Here is a 24,888-nt window from a genome sequence, read left to right on the forward strand (position 1 = left end):
ATGGAGCATATAACCAGGCGCTTAATCGACTGCCAAAAGTGGCTGAGCGCGGCGTTAGAGCCCAGAGTTACCCACAGTTAGTGGACACCTTCTCTATAAGGTTAAATTTGGAGGGGAAATATCGTGGCAAAAGTTAAACACCAGGTAGGCATCGACGGCACTATCGAGCAAGTTTTTTCAACGCTGACAACGAATGAAGGTTTTGCTGGTTGGTGGGCATCTTCTGCAACAATTAGCCCAGAGATTGGGGGGAAGATAGCTTTAACATTCGACAACTTAACGACCTTGTACTTCGAATATCAAGATATTCTAGAAAATGAAAAAGTAGCTATTCTCTGTACTGGCGGGCCTGGTGCCTGGCAAGATTCTGAACTTCTGTTTGAATTGGTTCAAGCCAGCGATCAAGTATATCTGACATTAACACATACGAATGAAGCATCTAGTGAAGATGATTTTTTGTACTTTAGTACAAAGTGGACTTGCTACTTACTTAGCCTTAGAGACTTTGTGGAAATAGGCAGAGGCAGGCCCTATCCCAATGATATTAAGATCCATGTCGGGGATTAGCGCACTGAATAACAAGAGAACAGAGCTGAATACCCATAAACTGGCGATAGCAAAAAACTTGTTAGCTTGAATGAGTTTATGAATGTCCAAGTCAGGCATCCATGAAGGCACTTTGTTCCTGAGGGTACGCTCCTGGTGAATAGGTTTACAGCCTGATTTTTCTCCAATATAAAGCAGTAGCTGCGGCCAGCTCTAACTTGCTTTTTTCGATACTTGAACCACACTTGTGCGATAAATGTGCATAGATGAGAATAATAATGTCTCAAACTGCTCCTGTAACGATTCCCATTCCAGGACTTGATGTTGTTGGCCGTGGTATCTTCCTTAAATCCCGCCAGCCTTATGAGTTGAAAAAGCGCCTGTTTAGCTATCAACAGCAAACCGAGTATTATGCCTGCGAGACCGGGCAAAGCTATTTATTGCCGCACGGATATCATGTTAACGACTCACCACCTATGCCCAGCGGGATAGCGTTAAACCGGGTGGTTATAGAAGAGTCGATGGAGCGGCTGGATAAAAAACTCAATGTCGACAGTCAAGTCAGCTGCTCATACATTGCCTTTAGTGTGGATGCCAGTGCAGGGCATAACTCTATGATGCAATGTAATGACAATGCTTATTATGCCAGCCGCACCTCTTTTATCCCCTTTTGGACCCTTTATGTAGGGGACAGCAAAGACCTGCCTGAGGATGTGTTTGACCTAGAGATTCCGGTGCCGTTTAAACATGAGCACCGCCGGCAATACGAGCAGTTTTTTAACCGCTTCGGCAGCCATTATGTTAAACGGGCATGGGTTGGTGGCCGGGCCAATTTAACCTTCAGCGTGCTCAAATCAACCAATATCAGTGAGCAGCAAATACGTTCAGGCATTAAAGCCAGTTTTGGTGGGATGGGCAGTGCAGGGCACAACAGCGAAATGATGGCTGATAAGGAAAATTTGCTCAATAACTCAGAATGTTCGGTGTCGGGCAAAGGCGGTGATACCATCAAACTGGCCGAGCTTAATACCCTCGATGAAAGTGTTTACAACCAGTGGATGTCCACCGTTAAAGACAACCCCCAAGCCATTGAGTTGGAGGTGGCAGGGATCTGGACATTGCTGGCAGACCAGGCCCAAGCCACGGCACTCCAGGCGGCCTACCAGGAAGCCACTGCCTTTGCGGCGATATCATCAATGTTTTGTATCGACAACGAGGTCTATTTCATCCGTGACCGTGACTACTTTACTTATAACTGCCAAAGCCGCAAAAGCCACAAGCCCCGGCCGCTTGAGCAAAAGTGGCCGCAATTGAGTCAGATGGGTTTTCATCGAATCAATGCTGCGCTAAGCGGTGACTATGCTGGCTTTAAACAACAAAGCCGGTTCACCAACAAGGTCTTTTTATTCTATCGCAGCCATTATGTTACCTTAAACCTGGCAGACAATAGTTTTAGCGAGCCGCTTGATATCAAACGCGGCTGGCCCGGGGTGCCTTTTGAGCACATAGATGCGGCACTGCATTTTGAACCGGATTACGTCTATTTTTTCAATGGTCAGCATTATGTGCGTTTTAATATCAATGAAAATAAGGTGGATGACGGTTACCCGGCGCTTATTAGTGAGCGTTGGGTTGGGGTAAACTTTGATTATATTGATGCTGCGATCTACTGGGGGAATGGCAAAGTGTACTTTTTCCGTGAAGACCAGTATATCCGGTATGACGTGGTTAACTACTGCGCTGATCCCGGCTATCCCAAGTTTATTTTGGGCAATTATGTCGAAGACTGGCAACTTTTTGTTTAACAGGAACCAAGTAATGTCACAACAGTCTCAACAAGCACAGCAGATTGTCAACGGTTACACCAAAGGCGCGGCTGCAGTAGGGTTAGTGCCGGTACCGCTTGCCGATGCCCTGCTGATTTCTGGCATACAATTAAAAATGCTGCAACAAATTGCCCACCTCTACGGCGAAAAGCTGGCTGACAGCAAACGCAAAGCGGTGTTTGGTTCTATATTGGCAGCCTTAGTGCCCTTAACCTTACGCAATCAACTGGTGAGTTGGTTAAAAGTGGTGCCTGTAGCCGGCCAGGTGGTTGGCCTGTTGGGGATGTCTACCTTTTCAGCGGCATCTACCTGGGCAATTGGCCGGGTATTTATTCAACATTATGAAGCGGGGGGCACCTTACTGGATTTTGACCCGGATAAAATGAAAAATCATTATCTTGAGCAATTTGAACTGGGCCAAAAGGTGGCTAAAAGCCAAACCACCCATTCAGCTGATTATGTGGGGGTAAAACCCTAGCGTGCCGGTTAGCTTTTGGCTGAATCATCTCGCTTTGTGGCCCATACGGATAAAAATGGATTGGTGGACAACGACAGCAAGCCAATATATTTCACTAAAGTTTAATCCTTACTTATCGCTGCTCACTGTTTATTGGTGGTGCTATTCTTTGCCTTAATTTCACTGATTTTTATTATGTTTTACCTAAATAGGGCAATTCAGTCATAAATTAATTCTTTATCGTTGTTTTTTATAAATTGTGTGATATTTTTCGTGGCATGAAAACCTTTGGCTCCACAAGTCTGGCGCCGATAAAGTCTGTAAATTAAGGCGTTAGCCATACAAAAGGGGTATGCAGTTGCTTCAAGCCGTATTTATAAGTTTAGTTTTATTCTTGATATCCAAATCAGCACTTTCATGTGAAAACCAAGAGTCATGCAAAATGAATTCGATGGAGATTTTTTTACCTGACTCTAAGAGATATCCAGCACCAAATGTGCGATTAGAAAGGTTTAATTTCATGTCTGAATCAGGAGATGTCAATACTAAAGTCGCGCTTGAAGAGCTTAATAGCATACAGGAATCATTAGATGAAATAAGCGCGCGAATATTTAAAACAAGTGAGACAAGTTTTGAAGTATTGGCTCAATTTAAACTGACATCAGAGTCTGTTGTAGAGTTCAGAATGCAAACTACCGCAGGTGAAAGAGAAAATGAACTTCTAACTTCATTTTATAATGCTGCCTCAAAGCTAACTGAGTACAAATCAATAAAAGATGAAGTTTATGTCGTTTTCCATTATACAATATCCCCCTCGGTTAATAAGTAAGGCTAAGTGGCATCACTCATCAAAATTAGTCGCTATGCGCCAAACTTTCTGGCGTGCTAAGCGTTATCTGTCACGGTGAATCAGGAGAATATTTATCAACTTTATAGTAAAAATAGTTGCAGTAGCTTGTATAGCAACTTGGTTAACTGGCTGTAGTAATGAAAATATAGAACTAACAGAAGCAAGTAAAAATAAAATAACACAAGAGGTTCAAGAATCATTCGACCTGCTGGTCAATGCTGCAAATGCTTTGGACGCAGAGAAGTACTTCAGTTTCATCGATTCGGATAAGTTTGTAGGCCTGGGGGCTGATGGCTCAAACTGGAATTCTGTTGAAGAATTGAGAGCCATGATAGTTCCGGGCTTTAACATGGTGAAAGAAATAAAATTATTGGAATTCACCAATGTTAAGATTTCAGTCATTGATAAAAATACAGCTGTTTTGGTAAATGAGTATCAGCAAAGTATGATACTTGCCAATGGCGAATTAGCTGAAGGTGCCGGAGGTGGTACTCAGGTTTGGTCTAAAGCAAGCGGAAACTGGTTGCTTGTTAGTATTTCTGCAAGTGCAAAGCGCTAAATAAACAAATCATTGAATATGTAAAGAGCTAAAGAGTATTGCAAATTTTCGGCTAAATTTGCTTGGTTTTTTACCAAAGTCATTGTTATTTTAATCACTATCGGTGCATTTACAAAAACTGGCTCCGCTAATGCGGATGTGGCAACAGAAGTATTGCTAGAGCGGGCTTTTGTTTTTTATTCAATATTAATCCCCGGTACATATATAGTTTTCTTTTTCATCGGCTTAGTTAAATTTCACTTAGAATACGACTTTAAAAATAAAACCTGGGATGATGGCTTTTAAGTTAGTTAAGGTTTACGTCACTTCAATCGGTTAATATAACATGATGAATGTAATGTCAGTGAAGGCGCTGGATACGGTAAGAGGTTTTATTAATGGGCGTTGATGTAGTCCCAACAGTTATTTATTCCAGTATGATGGGTATGACAGTTTTTGCCTTGGTTGATGTGGCGAGCAAGCCCAGGCAAAGACAGTCTGTCTACCTTGGCGGATTACTGGCTCTGCTACTGGTTCACATTCTCGGAGAATTGTTTATCTATTCCGGCGCCTATCAATATGCGCCTGCATTAGCCGGGACACAGTTTCCAATTCGAATGTTGCTAGGACCCGCATTGTACTTTTATGCCTTCGCAACTATGTCTTGCGAGAAAACCTTGCCGAAGAAAGCTTATCTCCTTGCCCTGCTTGGCCCTGTCATTGTTATTTTAGGCATGCTGCCATTTATTTTTGGCATCAGTGCCGAAGAAAAGCTGGCACTGGCTGACCCAGCCACCCGGGATGCGGACTTGTTTCAAATAGCGCTGTTCACCTGCTTATTTGCCTTGTCGGCTTTTATTTTTGTTACCGGCGCGTATTTGGCCGCCACGTTCAGGCTGCAAAGCCAGCATCGTTTGCAATTAATGGAGCGGTTTTCCTCCATTGAAAAGCGCTCCATGGACTGGTTGAAAGTGATCTTGGTGCTTTGGGGTTGTGTCTGGCTTTTGTTTGCCCTGGAGTATGCTATTGGCTTTTTAGGCTGGCGCTGGTTTGGATCAGGCAGTGTTTTACCGGTATTAGAAGCCTTGGTTTTAATGATCTTTGCACATTTTGCCCTTAAACAGCCGGTGCTTGAGGAGGCTGACAAAGGAGAGCCGCAAACCAGGCAGGTGCGAACCACGACCTTAGAACTGACTCAAATGGAGCAGATAGCCGACAAGCTAAAAACTGTGATGAGTAAAGAGGCGCTTTTTCTGGAGGATGAGTTATCGCTAAAACGACTTTCAGAGGCCGTTTCGGTTAGTGAAAACTATATTTCAGAAACTCTATCTCAATTTTTAAATACTAACTTTTTCCAATTTGTGAACAGCTATCGGATTGAACAGGCAAAGTCTTTGCTCGTTAGCACAGACAAAACCGTCTCTACTATTGTCTTTGAAGTAGGCTTTAATTCCAAATCTACTTTTAATGCAGCGTTTAAAAAATCAGCAGGTGTAACCCCCTCGGCTTACAGAAAACAAGAAAAATTGTTAGTTATTGAAAAAACAGTGAATTAAAATGTACGAATAGGCCCATTCGGACGACACAAACGGGTCAATTCCTCAAACTTAAGCGGTATTTCCGTAGGTATGAGGATTTGATAATGGAAAAAACATCAGTCGCTGTTGCTGACTTGGCAGCAACAAAATACGACCCAACAAAACCACAGTCACAAACAACATCATCCGCTAAGTTCGCTGACCGATCACTAAAATATTCGGCGACGTTCTGGTTTGTATCGGTTATGGCCGGCCAGTGGTTTTTCTTTTATTACATCATGGCATTTTATGGCTTTTCAGTGATTAACGATAATATGGAGATCTGGAATCGCTGGGAAGCCATGGGCTCTAAGCCTTATCATGCAGGTGACTTTGCCGGTAATTTCGCTTTTGCAGCACATGCCATTGGTGCCGGTATTGTGGCATTTGGCGGTGCACTGCAATTAATACCGCAAGTGCGTAGTTATTTTCCGAAATTCCATAAAATAAATGGTTATGTTTACCTGAGCACCGTATTTTGTCTGGCAATCTCAGGCTTTTATTTAGTGTGGGTCAGAGATCCCGAGCCGATCACTCTTTCGGGCATTGGCACCAGCATCAACGGTCTTTTGATCTTTGCTTTTGCTTATCTTGCCTTGCGCCGTGTTGTAAACAGAGACATCGTCAGCCACAAAAAATGGGCGTTACGGTTATTTCTGGTATCAAATGCGCAATGGACTTTAAGAGTCGGTGTATTTAGCTATCTGGTAACGGGATCTATGCTTGGACTTAAGCCCAGTTTCAGTGATGTGTTTTTTCCGATCTGGACCTTTGGTTGTTTTGTTCTGCCGCTTGCTACGCTGCAGTTATATTTTTATGCCAAAGAAAAAGGGGGGAACAGGGTTAAATATATAACCAGCGGTGCTTTGTGTGTACTGACGGTGTTGATGTTGGTAGGAGCTGTTGGTTTTACACCTTTTCTACTGACTGTGATGTCGGGTGGAGACATTGCTTTGTAATTTTAGCTCGCGGTAAATCGCTCATAAATTAATGCGGATAGCACCCAGGGCAAGATCACGTGGGGAAAAGGACAGGCATAAACTTCTTTTTTCTCACATATTTATGGTTATAAATCAGTTGTAATTAAAGTCGCAACCCCTGAGTGCTAGAACACCCAGAGGTCACTAACCACAATGAACTTATCTACCAATTTCTACTGTTTTAATTCTTACCCCTAAAAAACCCTCTGCGTCAACGACCGGGCTAAAATATGAGTGCTCTGAGTATGTATTAACTCCTGTATGTATTCCGTAGGCTGTAGAACCGGTATGCCAAGGAGAGCCACTGTCTCCCTTACCACTGTTCCTTCCTGTAACTTTTACTAAATTACCTATATTCCATCCAAGATGCTCTGCGAAAACAGTTACTCCAATGATTTCAATAGTATGATTACAACTTGCTTGATTAGTGTAAGCAGCAAATAAACAAATGCTTTTTCCTTGCATGCTGCTTTTGGAGGCTCGAAAATGTACCTTAGATAATGATGGTGTGAAATATTCGGCAAGCCCACTATCTTGATGTTTGAAGTAACCAAAATCGCCTGATAAGTCACTGACTGAAACGGCGGGAGTTACTGATACCGTTCCTCCACTTAAATTTGTATATGAATAAACAGAGGTACAGTGTCCTGCAGTGAGAATTCCTTGATTATAAAGAGTAAAACTGCCTGAGCACTGAGGAACTGCTGAGTTGAATATACCCCCACCCCTAACGATCGATTGTAATTCCATTATTGGTCCGTCAGATCTAACGATGTTTATTTTTATATCTTTACTTGAAATTAAATTAGCTATTTCATTATCAGGAGGGGTAGTGTTTTCTTTAATTTGTTCAATCAGTCGTTTTTTTACTAGTCCGGAGTTTGTATATTTAGCGGTATCGGTTGTATACAGGTTAATGATAATTTTATTCGTTTTTACATCAAAATATGTTTCTAGGTTTCTATACCCATTTTTTTCTAGCATTTTAACTACAAGGGCTTGTCTAGATTCATTAATTTTTCTTGAGTGTCCTCCCCCTTCATAAACAATAATATTTTTATTTCCGAGTAAATCTCTTTCATTTAATTCAACAATAACTATATTAGGGGCCTTGCTTCTAAAACGAATATGACCTTTTATATTAGGAATAGGCTCTACCCATGCAGCAGTGATTTCATCAGGGTGTCTAATTTCCAGCTCTTCAACATATTGATAAAACGCATTTTGAAAGTATTTAGATGCTTCTATTTCGGTGATTGAAAAGCCAATTTCTTCTGCTAATAGCTTATTAACAGTAGAGTCCGCTTCAAGCTTTTGTAAGGGGAGAATAGTATTTGTATCGGTTAAATTGCCAAATTTACTTTGTGCAATAAAGGGGACTAATAAAAAACAAATCATTATCATCATTGCTTTCATTTTTATGATTCCCTGAGAATTTAATTAATTTTATTTTTCAAATTTAGTATAGAAGCTTAATTTGTATTCGAAAATTTGAACGTGAAATTGTCAGTAGTCTAAATAAATTTTTGGATGTCCAAGCTTGCTCTTCGTGATGTCTGGTGGATAGATTGCTTTGGAATTTTAGCTTGAGGTAAATTGGCCATAACTTGATGTGAATAGTGCCCAGATCAACAACGCCGAGACTGTTTTAAGACAATCTCGGCGTTGTTAGTTAATGAAGTTAATGCTTAAAAAATTTAATTTAAGAAGGCATTAACCTTGTCGATGATGCCTTCGCAGTCCAGGCCTAGCTCTTCATGAATTTCTGCCTGGGTGCCGTGTTTGACAAAGACATCCGGCAGACCGATATTCAGCACTTTTACGGCTAAGCCCTGGCTCAGAATATATTCGTTTACGCCAGAGCCTGCGCCGCCGGCAATCACGTTGTCTTCTAGTGTCACTAGGGTGTGATGGCTTTGTGCCAGCTCGGTGATTAAGGCTTCGTCTAAAGGTTTAACGAAGCGCATATCCACTAAGGTGGCATTAAGGGCTTTAGCGGCTTTTTCCGCTTCACCAAGCAGAGTACCAAAACTTAACAAGGCAATTTTCTCACCTGACTGGATCAGGCGTCCTTTACCGACTTCAATGGTTTCATCCATGCCCGGCAAGGTTTCACCGGTACCTGTACCCCTGGGGTAGCGCACGGCGGCCGGTTTATCTAGCTTGTGGCCGGTAGTGAGCATTAACTGACACTCGCGTTCGTTGGCAGGTGCCATGATCACCATATTCGGGATACAGCGCAGGAAGCTTAAATCAAAGGCGCCCTGGTGGGTCGGACCGTCGGCGCCGACGATACCGGCCCGGTCGATGGCAAACAACACCGGCAGATTCTGGATGGCGACATCGTGAATGAGCTGATCATAACCACGCTGTAAAAAACTAGAGTAAATGGCGACAATGGCATTTTGTCCGCCGATGGCTAAACCGGCGGCATAAGTAACTGCGTGCTGCTCGGCGATAGCAACATCATAATACTGATCCGGGAAACGCTGGCTGAATTCCACCATACCCGAGCCTTCACGCATGGCCGGGGTAATGGCGGCCAGCTTAGGATCCAGCTCTGCGGTTTTACATAACCAGTCGCCGAACACCTGCGAGTAAGTCGGCAAACTGGGTTTGCTTGCCGGTAAACTGGTATCGTCCGGATTGAATTTAGGCACCGCATGGTATTTGATCGGATCCTGCTCGGCGGCGTGGTAACCCTTACCTTTGGTGGTGGCAATATGTAATATCTGCGGTCCCTTGAGGTTGCGCATATTACGGATAGTGTCTACCAGGCCGTTAACATCATGGCCGTCGATGGGGCCGATGTAGTTAAAACCAAGCTCTTCGAAGAAGGTGCTGGGTACTACCATGCCTTTTAAATGCTCTTCGGCGCGGCTCGCCAGTTCCTTGATCGGCGGAATGTTTTTCAGAATGCGTTTACTGCCTTCGCGCAAGCCGGTATAGAGGCTGCCGGAAAGCATTTTTGCCAGGTGATTGTTTAACGCGCCGACATTCTCGGAAATCGACATTTCATTATCGTTGAGGATCACCAGCATATCTTTGTGGATATCGCCGCCGTGGTTGAGCGCTTCAAAGGCCATACCTGCGGTCATGGCGCCGTCACCGATCACCGCCACGACTTTACGGCCTATGCCTTCTTTTTCTGCGGCAACGGCTAAACCTAAGGCAGCGGAAATAGAGGTACTGGAGTGACCGACGCTCAGTACGTCATATTCGCTCTCTTCCCGCCAGGGGAAAGGGTGCAACCCGTCTTTTTGCCGTATGGTGTGCAGCTGATCGCGGCGGCCGGTTAAAATTTTATGAGGATAGGCCTGGTGGCCAACATCCCAGATCAGGTGATCTAACGGGGTGTCGTAAACATAATGCAAGGCAACCGTTAATTCTATGGTACCCAGGCCTGAGGCGAAGTGGCCGCTGCTTTTACTGACCGAATTAAGCAGGTAGCTGCGCAATTCGTTGCTGACGGCGGTTAACTGGTCTTGGCTGAGCTGACGCAGTTGCGCGGGCGCATCGATTTGTGACAATAAAGGATAGTCGGCTAGGTTTGTAGTCATAGTGTAATAGATCGGTTGTTAATTCGTGCGTTTTACGATAAAAGTCGCAAATTCAGATAAATTCTGCGTATTGTAGGGCAAAGTGGCCAAAGCTTGAAGTGCTTGTTGATATAAGTGGTCAGCTTTTTCCTGCGCCCCTTGTAAACCCAGCAGTGCCGGGTAGGTACTTTTGTTGGCTGCGAGGTCGGATCCCGCCGGTTTACCCAGCTCTTCCGCCGAGGAGGTGATGTCGATAATGTCATCACGTACCTGGTAGGCCAGGCCAACGTGTCCGGCATAATCGGCCAACGCCTGTTTTTCTGTATCTGTGATACTGGGCGCGCAATTGGCGGCCATTAATACCGAGGCCTGCAACAGGGCGCCGGTTTTTAATTTATGGATTTGCTCCAGTTGCGCCAAATCGGCGCTTTTGCCTGTGGCCGCCAGATCCAATGCCTGACCGCCGCACATGCCCTGGTAGCCGCTGGCGTTGACCAACTGACGGATAAGGGTCAGGCGCATCGGCTCGACCGCTGGAGAAAATTCATGATTGGCCAGAATATCAAAGGCCAGGGTTTGCAAGCTGTCACCGGCCAGAATGGCGGTGGCTTCGTCAAAAGCCTTGTGGCAGGTGGGCTGGCCGCGGCGTAAGTCGTCGTCGTCCATGGCGGGCAGGTCGTCGTGCACCAGGGAATAGGCATGGATGCACTCCAGTGCGCTGGCAATACCGTCGATATCAGCTTCGCTGGCGCCTAAGGCTTCGCCGGTAATATAAGCGAGATAAGGGCGCATGCGTTTGCCCCCCAGCAGCAGGCTATAGCGCATGGCTTCGAGCAATTTCTCATCATTAACAGCCAAGTCGGCCAGTTTTTGCGATAAAAAGTTGTTAATGCGGGTTTGGTAATGCGCTAGACGGGCGATTTTCTCTGGTGTGTTCACGAATTTTCCTGGTCTTGGAGCACAAACGGCTCTAATTGCTGCTCACCGTTTTTTTCCAGTAAGATTTTTATTTTTTGCTCTGCATCCTGCAGTTTTACCTGACTTTGCCGGCTTAAGCCCAGGCCGCGTTCAAACAGGGCCATAGAGGCTTCTAAACTCTGGTCTCCCTGCTCAAGACTTTGTACGATATTTTCCAATTCTGTCAGTGATTCTTCGAAGCTTAGATTCTCGATTTTTTTCTTGGCCATCGTCTTGTTTTAAGTCAGTTCGGATTTCTAGCGGCAAAGGTACCTCAGCTGGGCCTTGGGGTCAATCTAAGCGGGTAAAATAACCCCATTCCCGGGTGAATTATTTTCGATTAAGTGTCTGAGAAAATAGGCGATAACACGGGGATTACTATTAGCGTATAACGTATAGTTGAGGTATTATCATGGACATATGCCCAATAAATAAGTGCTTGATTAGGAGGCTTTTGTGGATTTAGCTACGCTACTTGGAATTTTAGGCGCCATAGGCTTTATTGTTATGGCTATGGTATTAGGTGGCGATATCGGTATGTTTGTTGACACCCAGTCAATTCTTATTGTTTTTTGTGGTTCCTTCTTTATCGTCTTGTCGAATTACAACCTGGGACAATTTTTTACCATCGGCAAGGTTGCCGCCAAGGCCTTTTTGTTTAAGCTGGAAAAGCCGGATGAGCTGATTGAAAAGTCGGTGGAAATGGCGGATGCGGCGCGCAAAGGGGGCTTTCTGGCGCTGGAAGAAGCCGAAATTTCCAATTCTTTTATGCAAAAGGGCGTCGATATGCTGGTGGACGGCCACGACGCCGATGTGGTGCGCGGCACCTTGCAAAAAGATATCAGCCTGACCAGTGAGCGCCATGAAACCGGCATCGGCATGATGCAGTCACTGGCGGATATCGCCCCGGCTATGGGCATGATAGGTACCCTTATCGGCCTGGTGGCTATGCTTTCCAATATGGATGACCCTAAAGCGATAGGCCCGGCGATGGCGGTGGCGCTGTTAACTACCTTGTACGGCGCTTTTTTGGCGAATGTTATTGCCCTGCCCATTGCCAATAAATTGAAACTGCGCCTGGCGGAAGAAAAAATGAACCAGCAGCTGATCCTCGATGCGGTATTGGGCATACAAGACGGTCAGAACCCGCGGGTGATTGAAGGTTTGCTGAAAAATTACCTGGCGGAAGGTAAGCGTACCATAAGTACCACCGACGAGTAGCTGACCAAGATAAGCGGGAGTAAGTTATGAGTGATGAAGAAGAGTGCAAATGCCCGCCCCCCGGCTTGCCGGCCTGGATGGGAACGTTTGCCGATTTGATGTCGCTGCTGATGTGCTTTTTTGTACTGCTATTGTCTTTTTCTGAAATGGATGTACTGAAATTTAAGCAAATCGCCGGTTCGATGAAATTTGCCTTCGGGGTACAAAATAAAATCGAGGTAAAAGATATTCCCAAAGGCACCAGTATTATTGCCCAGGAATTTCGCCCGGGTAAACCCGAGCCGACGCCGATTGAAGTGATCCAGCAGCAAACCATGGAAATGACCCAGCAGATGCTGGAATTCCAGGCGGGTGATGAAACCTCTGCCGGTGGCCGTCAGGAGCAGCGCGGCACCGAGCGTGGTGGTCAGTCGCAAAGTACTGCCGATGAACTTTCGGCCCAGGCGCGGCAGTTAGCCAAAGAAGAGTTGGAGCAGGCGTCGCAGGAGCAGGTCAACGAGCTGGTGAAGAAAATTGCCGAACAGTTAGAGCAGCAAATTCAGGACGGCGCCATTGAACTTGAATCTTTGGGGCAGCAGGTAGTGATCCGCATCCGGGAGAATGGCTCCTTTCCTTCCGGTTCGGCGTTTTTACAGCCTAAGTTTAAGCCGATTATTCAGGAAATAGGCGCCTTGCTTAATACCATTCCCGGTGAAATTTCGGTGTCCGGTAATACCGATAACCAGGGAGTGAGCTCTGAACTGTTCAGCTCCAACTGGGATCTTTCCAGCAAACGTGCGGTGGCAATCGCCCATGAGCTGATCAAGGTACCTGGCTTTGATGCCACCCGCTTGCTGGTGGTTGGCCATGCCGATACCCGGCCGCTGGTGCCCAATACCAATGCCCTGAACCGGCGTCGTAACCGCCGGGTGGAAATTGCCATTAACCAGGGTAAGGCCAAAGAAACCGATCCCGTGTCCTTGTATAAGGAGTAGTTAATAAGTAAGTTCTTACTTAAGCTTTACGGCTTGCCATTTGGCAGGCCGTTTGTTTAGCTGGCTGTTTGCTTATATCTTCTTTAAAGCTCCTGCCTGGTTTTCACACCGCCGTTAGATAGTGTATAATGCGCGCCACTTTGAATACATGTGGTTTTGTTGATGAAATTTATTGTTAAGTTACAAGCTGAGATAACAATTAAAAGTCGCCCTGTGCGCAAGCGTTTTAGTAAAATATTAGAGTCGAATGTTAAGAATGTGCTGCGTCGTGTTGACGAGCAGGTAACGACACGCTTGAACTGGGACAATATTGAAGTTAACAGTAAAAATGAATCGCCTGAAAACCGCCAGTTGCTGGTTGATACCTTAAAGTGTATCCCGGGGATCCCTACCTTCATCGAGGTACAAAAAAGTACCTTTACCGATGTACACGATATTTTTGAACAAACTTTAAAAGTGCATGCCAAAACCATTGAAAACAAGAGTTTTTGTGTGCGGGTTAAGCGCAGCGGCAATCATGATTTCAACTCGTTAAAAGTTGAACAATATGTCGGCGGCGGCTTAAACCAGAAGGTTGACAGTGCCAGCGTCAAATTAAAAAATCCGGATGTGACCATACGCCTGGAAATTAAAAACAATGACCTGTTTATTGTTACTGAAACCCATAAGGGCATGGGCGGTTTCCCGATTGCTACCCAGGAAGATGTTTTATCCCTGATGTCAGGCGGTTTTGACTCGGGTGTTGCCAGTTATCAGATGATTAAAAAAGGCGCCCGTACCCATTTTTGTTTCTTTAACCTGGGCGGCTCGGCCCATGAAGTTGGTGTGAAGCAGGTCAGTTATTACCTGTGGAACAAGTTTGGTGCTTCTCATCGTATTAAGTTTTTTGCCGTAGATTTTGAGCCTGTGGTGGCCGAGATCCTGGAAAAAGTAGAAAACGGCCAGATGGGCGTAGTGCTTAAGCGTATGATGATGCGTGCCGCCAGTAAAATTGCCGAGCAAAAGGGCATTATGTCGCTGGTGACCGGTGAGAGCCTGGGGCAGGTGTCCAGCCAGACCCTGACCAACTTGAATGTGATTGACCGGGTGACCGATACCCTGATCTTAAGGCCGCTGGCGGCTTATGATAAGCAGGAAATTATTGATATTGCCCGTAAAATCGGTACCGAAGACTTCGCTAAAACCATCCCTGAGTATTGCGGTGTGATTTCGAAGAAGCCGACGGTAAAAGCGGTTTTATCAAAAGTGGAAGCGGAAGAAGATAATTTTGACTTTGATATTTTAGATAAAGTTGTCGAAGAGACCCGGGTATTTGATATCCGTGATATCGGCCAGGAAACCGAAGCCGAGATTCAGGCGGTGGACATGGTGGCTGATATCGATGCCGGTGCCGTCGTCCTTGATATCCGTAGCCCAGAAGAGGAAGAAGAAAAGCCGCTGGAGCTTGATAATGTTGAAGTTAAACATTTGCCTTTCTATAAGCTGGCGACCCAGTTCGGCGACTTAGATCAAAGCAAGCAATACCTGCTTTACTGTGATCACGGGGTGATGAGTAAATTACAGGCCCTGTACCTGATAGATAACGGCTTTGGCAACGTTAAGGTGTACCGGCCGTAAGCTGAGTTTTTTTGTATTAAGCCCCGCAGTTGCCGGGGCTTTTTATTTATAGGAAGAAATGTATGCCACTGGGTTATGGATGACCGGGAAGAGCGTTTTTACAGCGCCGAAACCTGCTGCCATAAACGGGTGTTTTCCGGAGTTGCGATGTGCTGTTCTTCCCCGAGCCGATGGATATAACCGCTGATATAATCAATTTCGGTTTTTTTACCGCCAAGCACATCACAGCGCATCGAAGAAATATTATTGCTGGTTGCCTGTGCCACGCCTGTTACCACTTGCTCTAATTCCCTGAGATTAAGTTCAATTCCCTGGCTTTTTGCCACTTGGCTAACTTCCGTTAATATCGCCGTTATTTGCGCCGTAAACTTATCTTTCAGTATTTGGCCGTTTTTCAGCTGGTGCAGTGCGGTTAACGGGTTAATAACGCTATTTACCGCCAGTTTTCGCCACTGTTTTTCTACAATATTGTTGGTCCACTCTACTTGTGGCAGGGCAAGGTTTAATAAGTTTGTCAGCTCTGTTTGTTGTTTTACTGCCAGCTGACCTGACACTAAACCTATATCGCTGAAACCACGCCCGGTATGGCGGATATGTCTGGGTTTGACACGCAAGCAGCCATGGGTGGTTAACAGGGTTAATATTGCATGTTTATCAATGACCTGTTCCGGCAGCTCTGCTAAGGTACCCATGCCGTTGTGGCTTAAAATGATGCTGCTACCGGTATTGAGATGAGGCAGTACCGGCTTCAGGGCCTGCTTGACCTGATAGGATTTTACACAAACCAGTAAATGATCACATTCGCTCAGAGCCGTTTTATCGGCAGTTATCAGCGGTCTTTGTTCGCTTAAGCCAGAAAATTCGGTGAAGGTAAATGTCTGGCTGGCGGCAGGGGCAGCAGAGGAAGGGAATATTTTGACATTTACTTTATCATTGCCCAACTGCTGTAGGGCGCGATACCAGAGCAGGCCTATTGCCCCTTGCCCGAGGATAATGATATTCATATTGCCGTTCTTCTTTGATAAAGGAAAATACACCATTTCAGCAGTGCAAAGGCCAATACTCCGATGGCATCGGCATAAAAGTCCCTGAATTCGGCGTTGCGAAAGCCGAGGTAATATTGCCCGAGTTCGCTCAGGGCGCCATAAAAGATTAAACAGGAGCAGCTGACAAACAGGGAGATTTTGATCACATAGTGCAGTAGGACGCCGAGCAGAAAAAAGCTGATAAAATGCCCTGTGGTATCGAGTCGGGTGTGCTTATAAAGCAGGTTACCGGCCTCGGTAAAAAAAATGACGCCTGTCAGGCTACAGATAACGAATAAAAACAAATACAGCTGTTGACGCACACTCACAAAGACAGGTTTCCATTAATAACTAAGGCGATAAAAAAGCTATGATATCATGATGGCAATTAAGTTCGCTAACCCAGATGTTACTAAAGTTAACTTTGCGCCAGATCTAAACTATTCAGACCCGCGCTGCACAGCGCTAGCCCTTGACTATTTGCTTTGTTATCATTGCCTTCATATATTTATCCATTAATTTATTTAGACATTTTTGAGAGCAAGTTATGCCATCGTTAGATATCGTCTCTGAGATCAATTTAGAAGAAGTTCGCAACGCTACCGAAAACTCGGTACGTGAATTAAGCACCCGTTTTGACTTTCGTGGCGTTGAAGCCAGTATAGAATGGGATTCGCCTGTGATCACCTTGAAAGCCGAGCAGGATTTCCAGGTAAACCAATTGCAGGATATCGTTCGTGGTAACCTGGCCAAGCGCCAGATTGACGCTAAAGCAATGACGGTTTCCGAGCCGGTGCATTCGGGTAAAACCTTTAGCCGTAAGGTGACTTTTAAAGAAGGCATCGAACAGCCGGTAGCGAAAAAAGTGGTTAAGCTGATTAAAGACAGCAAGCTTAAGGTACAGGCTGCTATCCAGGGAGATCAGGTGCGGGTGACCGGTAAGAAGCGTGACGACTTACAAGCGGTAATGCAGCTGGTGCGTGAAGCGGATATGGAGCAGTCTTTTCAGTTTAAGAACTTTAAAGATTAATTGCTGCTGTTTGTGACCTTGTATCTTAACAGGTCAATATAAGGCTTTGCTTTGAGCAAGCATCAATAAAAAATGATGGCAGCTTTCTTTGCGGCCATCATCTTATTCAACGTTTTCAATATATCATATCTTGGTTTTCAAAAGACTTTTCACCCGGTTTTTGCCCATTGGCAAAGGCATTTTCATCACTTCAACTTTTCATTATTCTAAAATAAACAAACTTTTCATTTTTTATACAAAAAATGTCAGAGTTTTTTACACTTTAGAGGGGGAGGAGCCACAGATATTGTAAACCGGCGCTGGCTTGATTTTTGCCTTGTGGCGATAACTTATAGTTTTCGTTGTATGGGACTAAAAACCAATGAAAAAAATATTTGTCGGATTCATATCCGTATTACTCAGTTCAAATGCCAATGCTGCGTTGATCTCCTTCTCAGATTATGGGTCTAGTCTTTATGGAGGCAGTCGTTATGACACAAGCCTTATAGAAAGCGCTGCCCCTCAAGATTTCACCGTTGATATTGAGCCCCTGGGTACCTTCCGTGACTATTCCATTCTTAATGGTGAAAGCACTAATGAAGAGGGAGAACTTATAAGTCTTACTGATATTGAAGAAAAATATTATGACATTGCTCCTGCTCCGTTTGCGCATGCCTTTAGCGAAGAGATGGCTCTTCTAGAATCAACTTTTCAACCCGGTGACTCGCTTGTAAAAAGTGAAAGCTCTTCCGAGTTTGGTATTCACTATTCGAAGCGTACCTACACTGAACTAGGAAAGAGCGCTCCTTATTACGGACAAGATGAAGAGATTATTTCATTGTCAATTACAGGAGGTTATCATCAATCTTGGAAGAAAAATATTAATGGCCTTTTTGTTGGCCAGCATATCATCTCATACTATGAGTTAACATTAACAGGAGATGCCTTGACTACCAATCCTGACTTTTCAAACTATGATGACTTAGATGAGTTATACGCTGCTCTTGAACGGAATATAACAGATGGTGGTAGTTTTCGCATTTTACAGAAAGTTACTGTTTTGTCTTACGAAAAAACGAACCCTAACACCAGCATTTGGTGTAGCAGTTGTGAAGGTTTGACGATAACTGACGATAAATATCTTCGGTTTTCAAGTTATGGGCGGGTAAACGGAGTTGATTATGTCGATGTTCCTGAGTCTTCTACTAATATACTGTTGGCACTGGGCTTAATAGGCTTAATGCGTTTTAAAAGACGCACTCAAGTTTAATTTATTTTATCTTATTGTAATAAAGAGCATCGCTTAATCTCGATGGCCGCTTCCTGCGGCCATAATCTATCACAAACCTTGATATGAGTTTTCAATTTATTACCTACCGGGTAATAGATTTTCAATATTTCTATATCTTGTTGCAGATGAATTTACATTTGTCTCATTTTTTATACGAAAGGTGTCAGTTACTTTTACACTGAATTTAAGTGGTTTAACCTCAGAGCAAGTAATCTGTTGGTGGTTTGATTTTTGCTTAAAGGCTGGCACTTAATGAAACTTTCGTTGTATGGGACTAAAAACCAATGAAAAAAATACTTATCGGATTAATATCCACTGTACTTAGCTGCAATGTTACGGCAGCTTTGCTTTCTCTAGAAATTTATCAATCTGAGTTATTTCAACAATCGGCTGGACCAAGTGAAGTGCTCGCATCAAGCGACACTCCTTATAGGGTTGATGTGAATTTTGAGCCTCTTATTTATGATTATTTCCCTTCTTCTAATTCATTTGATCTTTATGGTAGTGAGGCACAGATTATTGGCCAGATGGATACTGAATATCAATCTTACTTCATTGACTTCTTTGGTTATAATCATGAATACTTGCAAGATTTCAATACCAGAAGATCTCAATTTGATGCATTAGATATTGCCCAGACACATGAGGATACATCTTCTGAACTAGTAACATTTTTTAATCGCTTTAACTACTTTGAAGAGCAAAGTAAAGATCCCTTTTATGAATACTATCAAGATTCTACGAATGTTACGTTTGAGTTCAGACACAATCGATTCAAAACTCAAGAAGTAAATGGACTTGTTTCAGGGCATTTATTACAAGAAAACTATAGAATTGACTTCGGTAGAGAGCCTGCGCTGGATTTTTCAAACTTTGATGACTTCGAAGAAGTTTATGCTGCACTAAAACAAGGGGAATTTAATGATAGTAGAGTTAATTTAACTCATTATGTTTCATTAATATCTTTTGAACAAACGGATCCTTTAGTTGATGCTATTCATTGCTGGTATTGTGAGGGAGTTACTAAAACATCAGATGAATCCCTTATATTTGTAGGAGAAGCCCGCATCACTGAAACTAATGTTGCAGCGGTACCTGAACCTTCAACAAAGTTTATCTTGGTGCTTGGTTTATTGGCCTTAGTTGGCTTAAATCGACGAAATTACTGTTGATACTTAGCGAATTATTTTCTTTCCTCAGTTATTATCAATATTGATTTTTTAACCCAAAGGTAAGTTAAGCATGATGGTCGCTAGCTATAGAGTATGGTCATCATGCTAATCGAAGAAGTATTTCGCAATTTTTCCTCTTTTTCCGGGGGACTCTTATGGTGAGCTTTATTTATGAAAGGTATTTATTTTTTATAGTAATTTATTCTTTACAGTTTTAATCATAGTTAATAATCGCGAAAATAAGAAAAATCTCGTAATAAGCCTATTTTTTTAGCGCCACATTAAGTAAATTAACTCCGCTTTTAAATAATAATAAAGATGAAAATGTCATGAGTGTGTCTAGAGGCGGGTTCAGCTCGCGTATTGGTTTTATTATGGCGGCGGCAGGCTCTGCCGTAGGTTTAGGAAATATCTGGGGCTTTCCCACCCAAACAGCAGGAAATGGAGGTGCTGCTTTTGTTTTAGTTTATCTGGTGCTGGCGTTCTGTCTGGCGTATCCCGCTTTTATGGCGGAGTTATTAATCGGCCGTTACGGACAGGCAAACGCGGTAACTTCGCTGCAAAAAATGTCTAAGCGTCCCTGGCAGAAACACTTTGCCTTTGTCGTCGGTTTTGGCGGTATTATCTGTGCCTCCCTGATTTTAAGTTTTTACGGTATTATTGCCGGCTGGATGATGTCGTATGCGGTAGAGCCTGTGTTTACCGTTGTTGGTCTAAGCTCGGTTGCCGAGTGGGTGATAACCCAGGATCTTCTCCGTAACTTGCTCTTTACCGTGCTCTTTATGTTTATGACCGTTTATATTATCCGCCGCGGAGTCGAGCAGGGGATTGAAAAATGGTCGAAGCGCCTGATGCCTATGATGCTGGCGCTGTTGGTGTTATTGATCATTTATGTGGTTAACCAAGAAGGTGCCAGTGAAGGTCTGCAGGCCTACCTTAATCCGGATATTTCCCGGGTGCTGGAACCCGATTTACTGGTCAGTGCTTTAGGGCAGGCGTTTTTCTCCCTGTCGCTGGGTACCAGTGTGATGGTGATCTACGGCTCTTATATTTCCAAAAAAGAGAACCTGGTGACCTTAGGGGCGCAGGTAACCTTAATTGATGTCAGCATCGCTTTCTTAGCCGGTTTGCTGATTATTCCTGCCATGTACGTGGCTCAGGCGCAGGGCGTGGCGATTTTTGCCGAAGACGGTAGTTTGATCTCAGGTTCCAGCCTGGTGTTTACCGTGTTGCCGACCCTGTTTGATTCTATGGGACAAATGGGCTTGTTTATCGGTTTTGCCTTTTTTGTCCTGATGAGCATTGCTGCGCTGACTTCTTCAATTTCTATGCTTGAAGGGCCGGTATCTTACGCGGTAGAGCGTCATAATATGGCCCGGGAAAAAGCAACCACTTTCATCGGTCTGGTGATTTTACTGATCAGTATCGTTATTGTGGTCAACATTTCTTTTATGCTGGATCTGGTGGCTATGATCGCTACACAATACGGTCAGCCTATTATTGCCATGCTGTGTTGTGTTTTTGTCGGTTGGATTTGGCAGCGTAATGAGCTATTAAACGAAATTAAACTGGGCAATGAAACCGTAGAAAACAGCTTGTTCTGGAAGGTTTGGCCTGTGTATACCAAGTTTGTTTGTCCTGTGGCGATTGCTATGGTGTTTATCCACTCGCTGTAAAGGTGAGTCATTTAGTAAAAGCTAAGTAAAAATAGAAGAAATAGCCGCTGTTAACTTTAACGTTAACAGCGGCTTAATTTTACTTATGACTTTGTCGTCACTGCCTTTTATTCACCGACAAAGGTACGAACCTGGGATACTGAGGCGGCACCTACCTGGGTATTAACCACTTCACCGTTTTCAACCAACAATAAAGTCGGGATGCCGCGGATACCAAATTTGGCCATTAACTCCTGGGCGTTATCGGCATCTACCTTAACTACCTTCAACTGAGGTTGTTCTTCGGCTATTTGCTCGACTACCGGGGCGATCATTTTGCAGGGCTGGCACCAGGGGGCATAAAAATCTACCAGCACTTTACCGCCGTGCTGATTCACTTCCTGCTCAAAGCTCTCTGCGGTAATTTCTTTTACGATATGCTCTTTTACTGCTGCTGTTGTCATCTTCTTTTACTCACTTCAATTGTCTGTTGATGGCGGCCAGTGTAAACAAGTTGTGCTTTTTTGATTAGTGGGGTTTAATGAAAAAGATTGTTCTATTTTTAGAACAAAATATAGAAACGAACGATACAGGATGGAAATATGCATCAGGCAAGCTTGGATGATTATTTATACTTTGTCACCTTAGTTGAATCCGGCTCTTTTACCAAAGCGGCGGCTGAGCTGGGCATGCCTAAATCTAAACTCAGTCGTCATATTGCCCAGCTGGAACAACAACTTGGCAGTCAGTTGTTGGTGCGCAGCACCCGTCGCCAGGCCCTGACTGAAGCGGGGCAGGTGTTATACCGTTTGTGCAAACCCCATACCGAAGAGTTATCTAAGGTTGAAGAAGAGTTAGGAGCATTGATCAGCCAGCCTAAAGGAAAACTCAATCTGTTATTGCCGTTGGAGTTCTTTAATCAGGTCATGAGCGCCTTACTGGCAGAGTTTGCTGTGTTATACCCGCAGATCAGCATTTTTTGCCACCAGTACTCGGGGGCTATGCCGCAAACAGATCTGAAATATGATTTGATCTTTGCCCTGCATGAAGATGAGTTGCCGGCATCGGATTGGGTCGCCAGGACCTTGCTCAGTTTTCCACAATCTATTTACGCCTCCGGTGATTATGATGCAAGCCATTTGTCAGCGCCGGAAGATTTGCAAAATGAGATGGCTATTCTGGCAGCAGCTAACCAGCCCTGGTTATTTCGGGGGCGGGATACTACGCAAAGCGTGCCGGTACATGGCCGGATAGTACTGGCCAGCCCTGAAATGCAGCTGGGGGCAGCCATGCGCAACCTGGGGCTGGCAAAACTGCCTGATTATGTGGTGCAGCTCGCGGGGGAAAAGCAGAGCTTACAGCGCATCTCCCTTAGCAAGCAGCCAGTTGCCCAGCAGTTGACTGTGATGTATCAAAGCCGCAGCATCCCGGCGAAAACCCGGGCTTTTCTCGATTATTTTCAGAGTAAGATAGGTTGCTTGTCTTAGTTTAAGCTTAAGCCTTGCCTTTAGCTTAAACACGAGGTTAAAGCTTAGGCCAGTTCAGTAACCAGGGAGGGCCAATATCGAGCAGTTTATTGCTGAAATCGGCCTGGACAAATTCCTGGCCGTTAGTTGGCGGGCAAATGAAACTGAATTCCTCGTTATTCAAGGTAAAACGCAGGGCGTAGGCATGCAAATAGCCGCGATCACCGCTGGCTTGCGGGTAGTAATGGCTGTCGCCCAAAATCGGGGCGCTGATACTGCTCAGTGCCACCCGTATCTGGTGGGTTTTGCCGGAATGGGGTTTGACAACATATAAACGTTTACCGCCTCCCAGGGCATAAGAGAAAAACTGGCTGATGGCCGGGTTTTCTGTGGTGCGCAGCAGCTTCCAGCTACCGCGGCGGCTTTTTGCCATATCGCCTTTGATCAAACCTTGTTTCTTATTGGGTTTTTTATCGCTCAGTGCCAGGTAGTACTTTTCCACCTGATGGGCGGCAAACATTTGCTGAAAAGCCTGCGCACTGCTCAGGGTCTTGGCAAAGATCACTAAACCCGAAGTCATTTTATCCAATCGGTGTACCGGATAGAGCTCACTTTGCTTAAGCTGTGCCTTAACCTGGTTAAACAGTCCCTGGCCTAAATTGTCTTCGTCATGGAAGTTAACCCCGGCGGCTTTATCCACCACTAAAAAATCGGGGTAGTCGGCAACTAAGGTGAATTCACTACTCATGTCAGAAGCTCAGGCCAACTAAAGTGTAAAGTACCAGGGTGGCCGCACCAGCTGTCAGGGCGTAGGGCAGCTGGGTTTTTACATGCTCGAAGTGATCACAGCCGCTGGCAATGGAAGCGACGACTGTGGTATCAGAAATCGGCGAGGCGTGATCGCCGAAGATGCCGCCGCCTAAAACCGCTGCCACCAGAAAATGCACCGGCAAGCCGGTTTGTGCAGCCACAGGTACCGCAATCGGGATCAATATTGCAAAAGTTGCCCAGGAAGTGCCGGTAGCAAAGGCCATAATGGCGGCGGCGATAAAAATGATCGGCGCCATCAAAAACAGCGGTACTTCGACATGCATCAGCTGGCTGACATAAATGCCGGTGCCCAGGGCCTTTATGGCATCGCCAAAGGCAAAAGACAACACCAGGATAGCTACCGGCAACAGCATGTAGCGTATTCCTTCAATTGAGATTTTAATAACCTCTTTCATGGTCATCAGGTGGTAAAGCTTGATCAGGGCAATGAGTAACACCAGGGCGCTGATAATGGCCCAGAAAACGGAGAAAGAGCCTGAGCCGCGACGGATATCGCCATTGCCGGTAACCCAGAGCAAGGCCAGGGTGATGCCGAGTAAGGCAATAAACGGCAACCACATTACCCGTGCCGGGGCGACCCGGGAGCTAAATTCCGGCTGGGTTAAGCCATTGCCCACGGCGGCATTTTTCATCGGGCCGTATACTTTACCGGAAAAGGCGGTGTAATAAGCCAATGCTACGGCGATAATGGCATAAAAATTAAAGCCTATGGTGCCGATCAAGATGCCCACGGGATCTTCGAAAGAATAGCCATCCAATAACCCAAGTACGTAGGCGCCCCAACCGTTTACCAGGATCAGTATGCTGATGGGGGCGCAGGTGGAGTCGAGTAAATAGGCCAGACGCGCCCGGCTCATTTTGTGCTGATCAAACAGTTGCTGACTGGCCATGCCGCCGGTAAACATACTCAAGTTGGTATCGGTAAAAATGCTGGTGCCGATAATGGTCGGTAGCAGGCTTGCCTGGCGGGAGTTTCTCACCAGCTTCAAGGCCGACAGGTGGTTGATAAAGCCGTTGACAGCGCCGGAGGCATTCATGAGTTTCACCAGGGCGCCGATCAGCAGGCTGAAAGTGATGATATAGACATTGCCCAGTGAGGAAAAAACTGCAGTAAGGCCTTCAAAACTGCCGACAACGCCGGTTAGCGGCTGCCACTTGGCCACCATTATCTGGCACAGCACCAAAGCGCACAGTAAAGCCAGCAGGGCACTCTTGCGCCAGATGGCGATAGCAATGGCAACAACCGGCGGTAGTAAACTTAAGACACTATCTTGCATTGTTTTTCTTCTTATTAAATGGACCAGCGAACTCAGGTGTTTTGCACACTCGGTTATTTTTGCCGGGTTATTGATTTGAC

At 45.0% G+C, this 24,888-nt stretch carries 24 protein-coding genes; 15 read left to right on the forward strand and 9 right to left on the reverse strand.

Annotation, left to right across the window (positions count from 1 at the left end):
• Window positions 1-123: 123 nt before the first annotated feature.
• From SG35_RS05600 to SG35_RS05630, 7 genes are all read left to right on the forward strand, one after another.
• Window positions 124-567 carry an SRPBCC family protein gene (locus SG35_RS05600; protein ID WP_044833175.1) on the forward strand — a complete coding sequence of 148 codons (444 nt, stop codon included), beginning with the start codon at window positions 124-126 and terminating at the stop codon, window positions 565-567.
• A 257-nt stretch (window positions 568-824) separates the two neighbouring features.
• Window positions 825-2,351 carry a hemopexin repeat-containing protein gene (locus SG35_RS05605; protein WP_160298304.1) on the forward strand — a complete coding sequence of 509 codons (1,527 nt, stop codon included), beginning with the start codon at window positions 825-827 and terminating at the stop codon, window positions 2,349-2,351.
• Window positions 2,352-2,364: 13 nt separating this feature from the next.
• Window positions 2,365-2,850: a YcjF family protein gene (locus tag SG35_RS05610; protein ID WP_053043068.1), complete on the forward strand. Its 486-nt coding sequence runs from the start codon at window positions 2,365-2,367 to the stop codon at window positions 2,848-2,850.
• A gap of 499 nt (window positions 2,851-3,349) precedes the next feature.
• A complete protein-coding gene (locus SG35_RS05615; RefSeq protein ID WP_152646643.1) occupies window positions 3,350-3,658 on the forward strand; it encodes a hypothetical protein in 309 nt (102 codons plus the stop codon).
• Window positions 3,659-3,854: 196 nt separating this feature from the next.
• Window positions 3,855-4,238: a nuclear transport factor 2 family protein gene (locus SG35_RS05620; protein WP_269082180.1), complete on the forward strand. Its 384-nt coding sequence runs from the start codon at window positions 3,855-3,857 to the stop codon at window positions 4,236-4,238.
• Between the two features lie 377 nt (window positions 4,239-4,615).
• Window positions 4,616-5,773 (forward strand): helix-turn-helix domain-containing protein, encoded by a 1,158-nt coding sequence (locus SG35_RS05625; protein ID WP_201777799.1) that lies wholly within the window; start codon window positions 4,616-4,618, stop codon window positions 5,771-5,773.
• Between the two features lie 86 nt (window positions 5,774-5,859).
• Window positions 5,860-6,753 (forward strand): DUF2306 domain-containing protein, encoded by an 894-nt coding sequence (locus SG35_RS05630; RefSeq protein ID WP_044833170.1) that lies wholly within the window; start codon window positions 5,860-5,862, stop codon window positions 6,751-6,753.
• Window positions 6,754-6,933: 180 nt separating this feature from the next.
• On the opposite strand, the gene SG35_RS05635 is transcribed toward SG35_RS05630, so the two are convergent.
• From SG35_RS05635 to SG35_RS05650, 4 genes are all read right to left on the reverse strand, one after another.
• Window positions 6,934-8,190 carry a trypsin-like serine protease gene (locus SG35_RS05635; RefSeq protein WP_044833169.1) on the reverse strand — a complete coding sequence of 419 codons (1,257 nt, stop codon included), beginning with the start codon at window positions 8,188-8,190 and terminating at the stop codon, window positions 6,934-6,936.
• 281 nt (window positions 8,191-8,471) lie between these two features.
• Window positions 8,472-10,334 carry a 1-deoxy-D-xylulose-5-phosphate synthase gene (gene dxs, locus SG35_RS05640; RefSeq protein WP_044835879.1) on the reverse strand — a complete coding sequence of 621 codons (1,863 nt, stop codon included), beginning with the start codon at window positions 10,332-10,334 and terminating at the stop codon, window positions 8,472-8,474.
• An 18-nt stretch (window positions 10,335-10,352) separates the two neighbouring features.
• Entirely contained in the window at window positions 10,353-11,252 is a 900-nt protein-coding gene (ispA, locus tag SG35_RS05645) for a (2E,6E)-farnesyl diphosphate synthase (protein ID WP_044835878.1), read from the reverse strand.
• A complete protein-coding gene (locus SG35_RS05650) occupies window positions 11,249-11,500 on the reverse strand; it encodes an exodeoxyribonuclease VII small subunit (protein WP_044835877.1) in 252 nt (83 codons plus the stop codon). Before SG35_RS05650 ends, ispA begins: the two co-directional genes overlap by 4 nt.
• Before the next feature lie 226 nt (window positions 11,501-11,726).
• Between SG35_RS05650 and pomA the strand changes: the two genes are divergently transcribed.
• From pomA to thiI, 3 genes are all read left to right on the forward strand, one after another.
• Window positions 11,727-12,491, forward strand: coding sequence for a flagellar motor protein PomA (gene pomA, locus SG35_RS05655; protein WP_044835876.1), 765 nt, complete (start codon window positions 11,727-11,729; stop codon window positions 12,489-12,491).
• Between the two features lie 26 nt (window positions 12,492-12,517).
• Window positions 12,518-13,465 (forward strand): flagellar motor protein MotB, encoded by a 948-nt coding sequence (locus SG35_RS05660; RefSeq protein WP_044835875.1) that lies wholly within the window; start codon window positions 12,518-12,520, stop codon window positions 13,463-13,465.
• 162 nt (window positions 13,466-13,627) lie between these two features.
• Window positions 13,628-15,082 (forward strand): tRNA uracil 4-sulfurtransferase ThiI, encoded by a 1,455-nt coding sequence (gene thiI, locus SG35_RS05665; RefSeq protein WP_044835874.1) that lies wholly within the window; start codon window positions 13,628-13,630, stop codon window positions 15,080-15,082.
• A 98-nt stretch (window positions 15,083-15,180) separates the two neighbouring features.
• Here thiI and SG35_RS05670 read toward each other — a convergent pair whose 3' ends face one another.
• Window positions 15,181-16,086 (reverse strand): 2-dehydropantoate 2-reductase, encoded by a 906-nt coding sequence (locus tag SG35_RS05670; protein ID WP_044835873.1) that lies wholly within the window; start codon window positions 16,084-16,086, stop codon window positions 15,181-15,183.
• Entirely contained in the window at window positions 16,083-16,436 is a 354-nt protein-coding gene (locus SG35_RS05675; protein WP_044835872.1) for a VanZ family protein, read from the reverse strand. Before SG35_RS05675 ends, SG35_RS05670 begins: the two co-directional genes overlap by 4 nt.
• A gap of 218 nt (window positions 16,437-16,654) precedes the next feature.
• Between SG35_RS05675 and SG35_RS05680 the strand changes: the two genes are divergently transcribed.
• The 4 genes from SG35_RS05680 to SG35_RS05695 all read left to right on the forward strand — a co-directional run bounded on the left by SG35_RS05680 (window position 16,655) and on the right by SG35_RS05695 (window position 21,255).
• Window positions 16,655-17,137: a YajQ family cyclic di-GMP-binding protein gene (locus SG35_RS05680; protein ID WP_044835871.1), complete on the forward strand. Its 483-nt coding sequence runs from the start codon at window positions 16,655-16,657 to the stop codon at window positions 17,135-17,137.
• A gap of 361 nt (window positions 17,138-17,498) precedes the next feature.
• Window positions 17,499-18,386: a PEP-CTERM sorting domain-containing protein gene (locus tag SG35_RS05685; protein WP_044835870.1), complete on the forward strand. Its 888-nt coding sequence runs from the start codon at window positions 17,499-17,501 to the stop codon at window positions 18,384-18,386.
• A 305-nt stretch (window positions 18,387-18,691) separates the two neighbouring features.
• Window positions 18,692-19,579, forward strand: coding sequence for a PEP-CTERM sorting domain-containing protein (locus SG35_RS05690; RefSeq protein ID WP_044835869.1), 888 nt, complete (start codon window positions 18,692-18,694; stop codon window positions 19,577-19,579).
• Window positions 19,580-19,908: 329 nt separating this feature from the next.
• Window positions 19,909-21,255 (forward strand): sodium-dependent transporter, encoded by a 1,347-nt coding sequence (locus SG35_RS05695; RefSeq protein WP_044835868.1) that lies wholly within the window; start codon window positions 19,909-19,911, stop codon window positions 21,253-21,255.
• Window positions 21,256-21,362: 107 nt separating this feature from the next.
• Here SG35_RS05695 and trxA read toward each other — a convergent pair whose 3' ends face one another.
• On the reverse strand, window positions 21,363-21,698 hold the full coding sequence (trxA, locus tag SG35_RS05700) for a thioredoxin (RefSeq protein ID WP_044835867.1): 336 nt from the start codon (window positions 21,696-21,698) through the stop codon (window positions 21,363-21,365).
• Between the two features lie 138 nt (window positions 21,699-21,836).
• Between trxA and SG35_RS05705 the strand changes: the two genes are divergently transcribed.
• The gene (locus SG35_RS05705) at window positions 21,837-22,721 is read left to right on the forward strand and encodes a LysR family transcriptional regulator (RefSeq protein WP_044835866.1); all 885 of its coding nucleotides are present in this window, start codon (window positions 21,837-21,839) and stop codon (window positions 22,719-22,721) included.
• Between the two features lie 37 nt (window positions 22,722-22,758).
• On the opposite strand, the gene SG35_RS05710 is transcribed toward SG35_RS05705, so the two are convergent.
• Together SG35_RS05710 and SG35_RS05715 are read right to left on the reverse strand one after the other, a co-directional pair.
• Window positions 22,759-23,448, reverse strand: coding sequence for a TIGR01621 family pseudouridine synthase (locus SG35_RS05710; protein ID WP_044835865.1), 690 nt, complete (start codon window positions 23,446-23,448; stop codon window positions 22,759-22,761).
• 1 nt (window position 23,449) lies between these two features.
• Window positions 23,450-24,808, reverse strand: coding sequence for a Na+/H+ antiporter NhaC family protein (locus tag SG35_RS05715; protein WP_044835864.1), 1,359 nt, complete (start codon window positions 24,806-24,808; stop codon window positions 23,450-23,452).
• Window positions 24,809-24,888 lie beyond the last annotated feature (80 nt).

The sequence above is a fragment of the Thalassomonas actiniarum genome, from assembly GCF_000948975.2.
Lineage (GTDB): Bacteria > Pseudomonadota > Gammaproteobacteria > Enterobacterales > Alteromonadaceae > Thalassomonas > Thalassomonas actiniarum.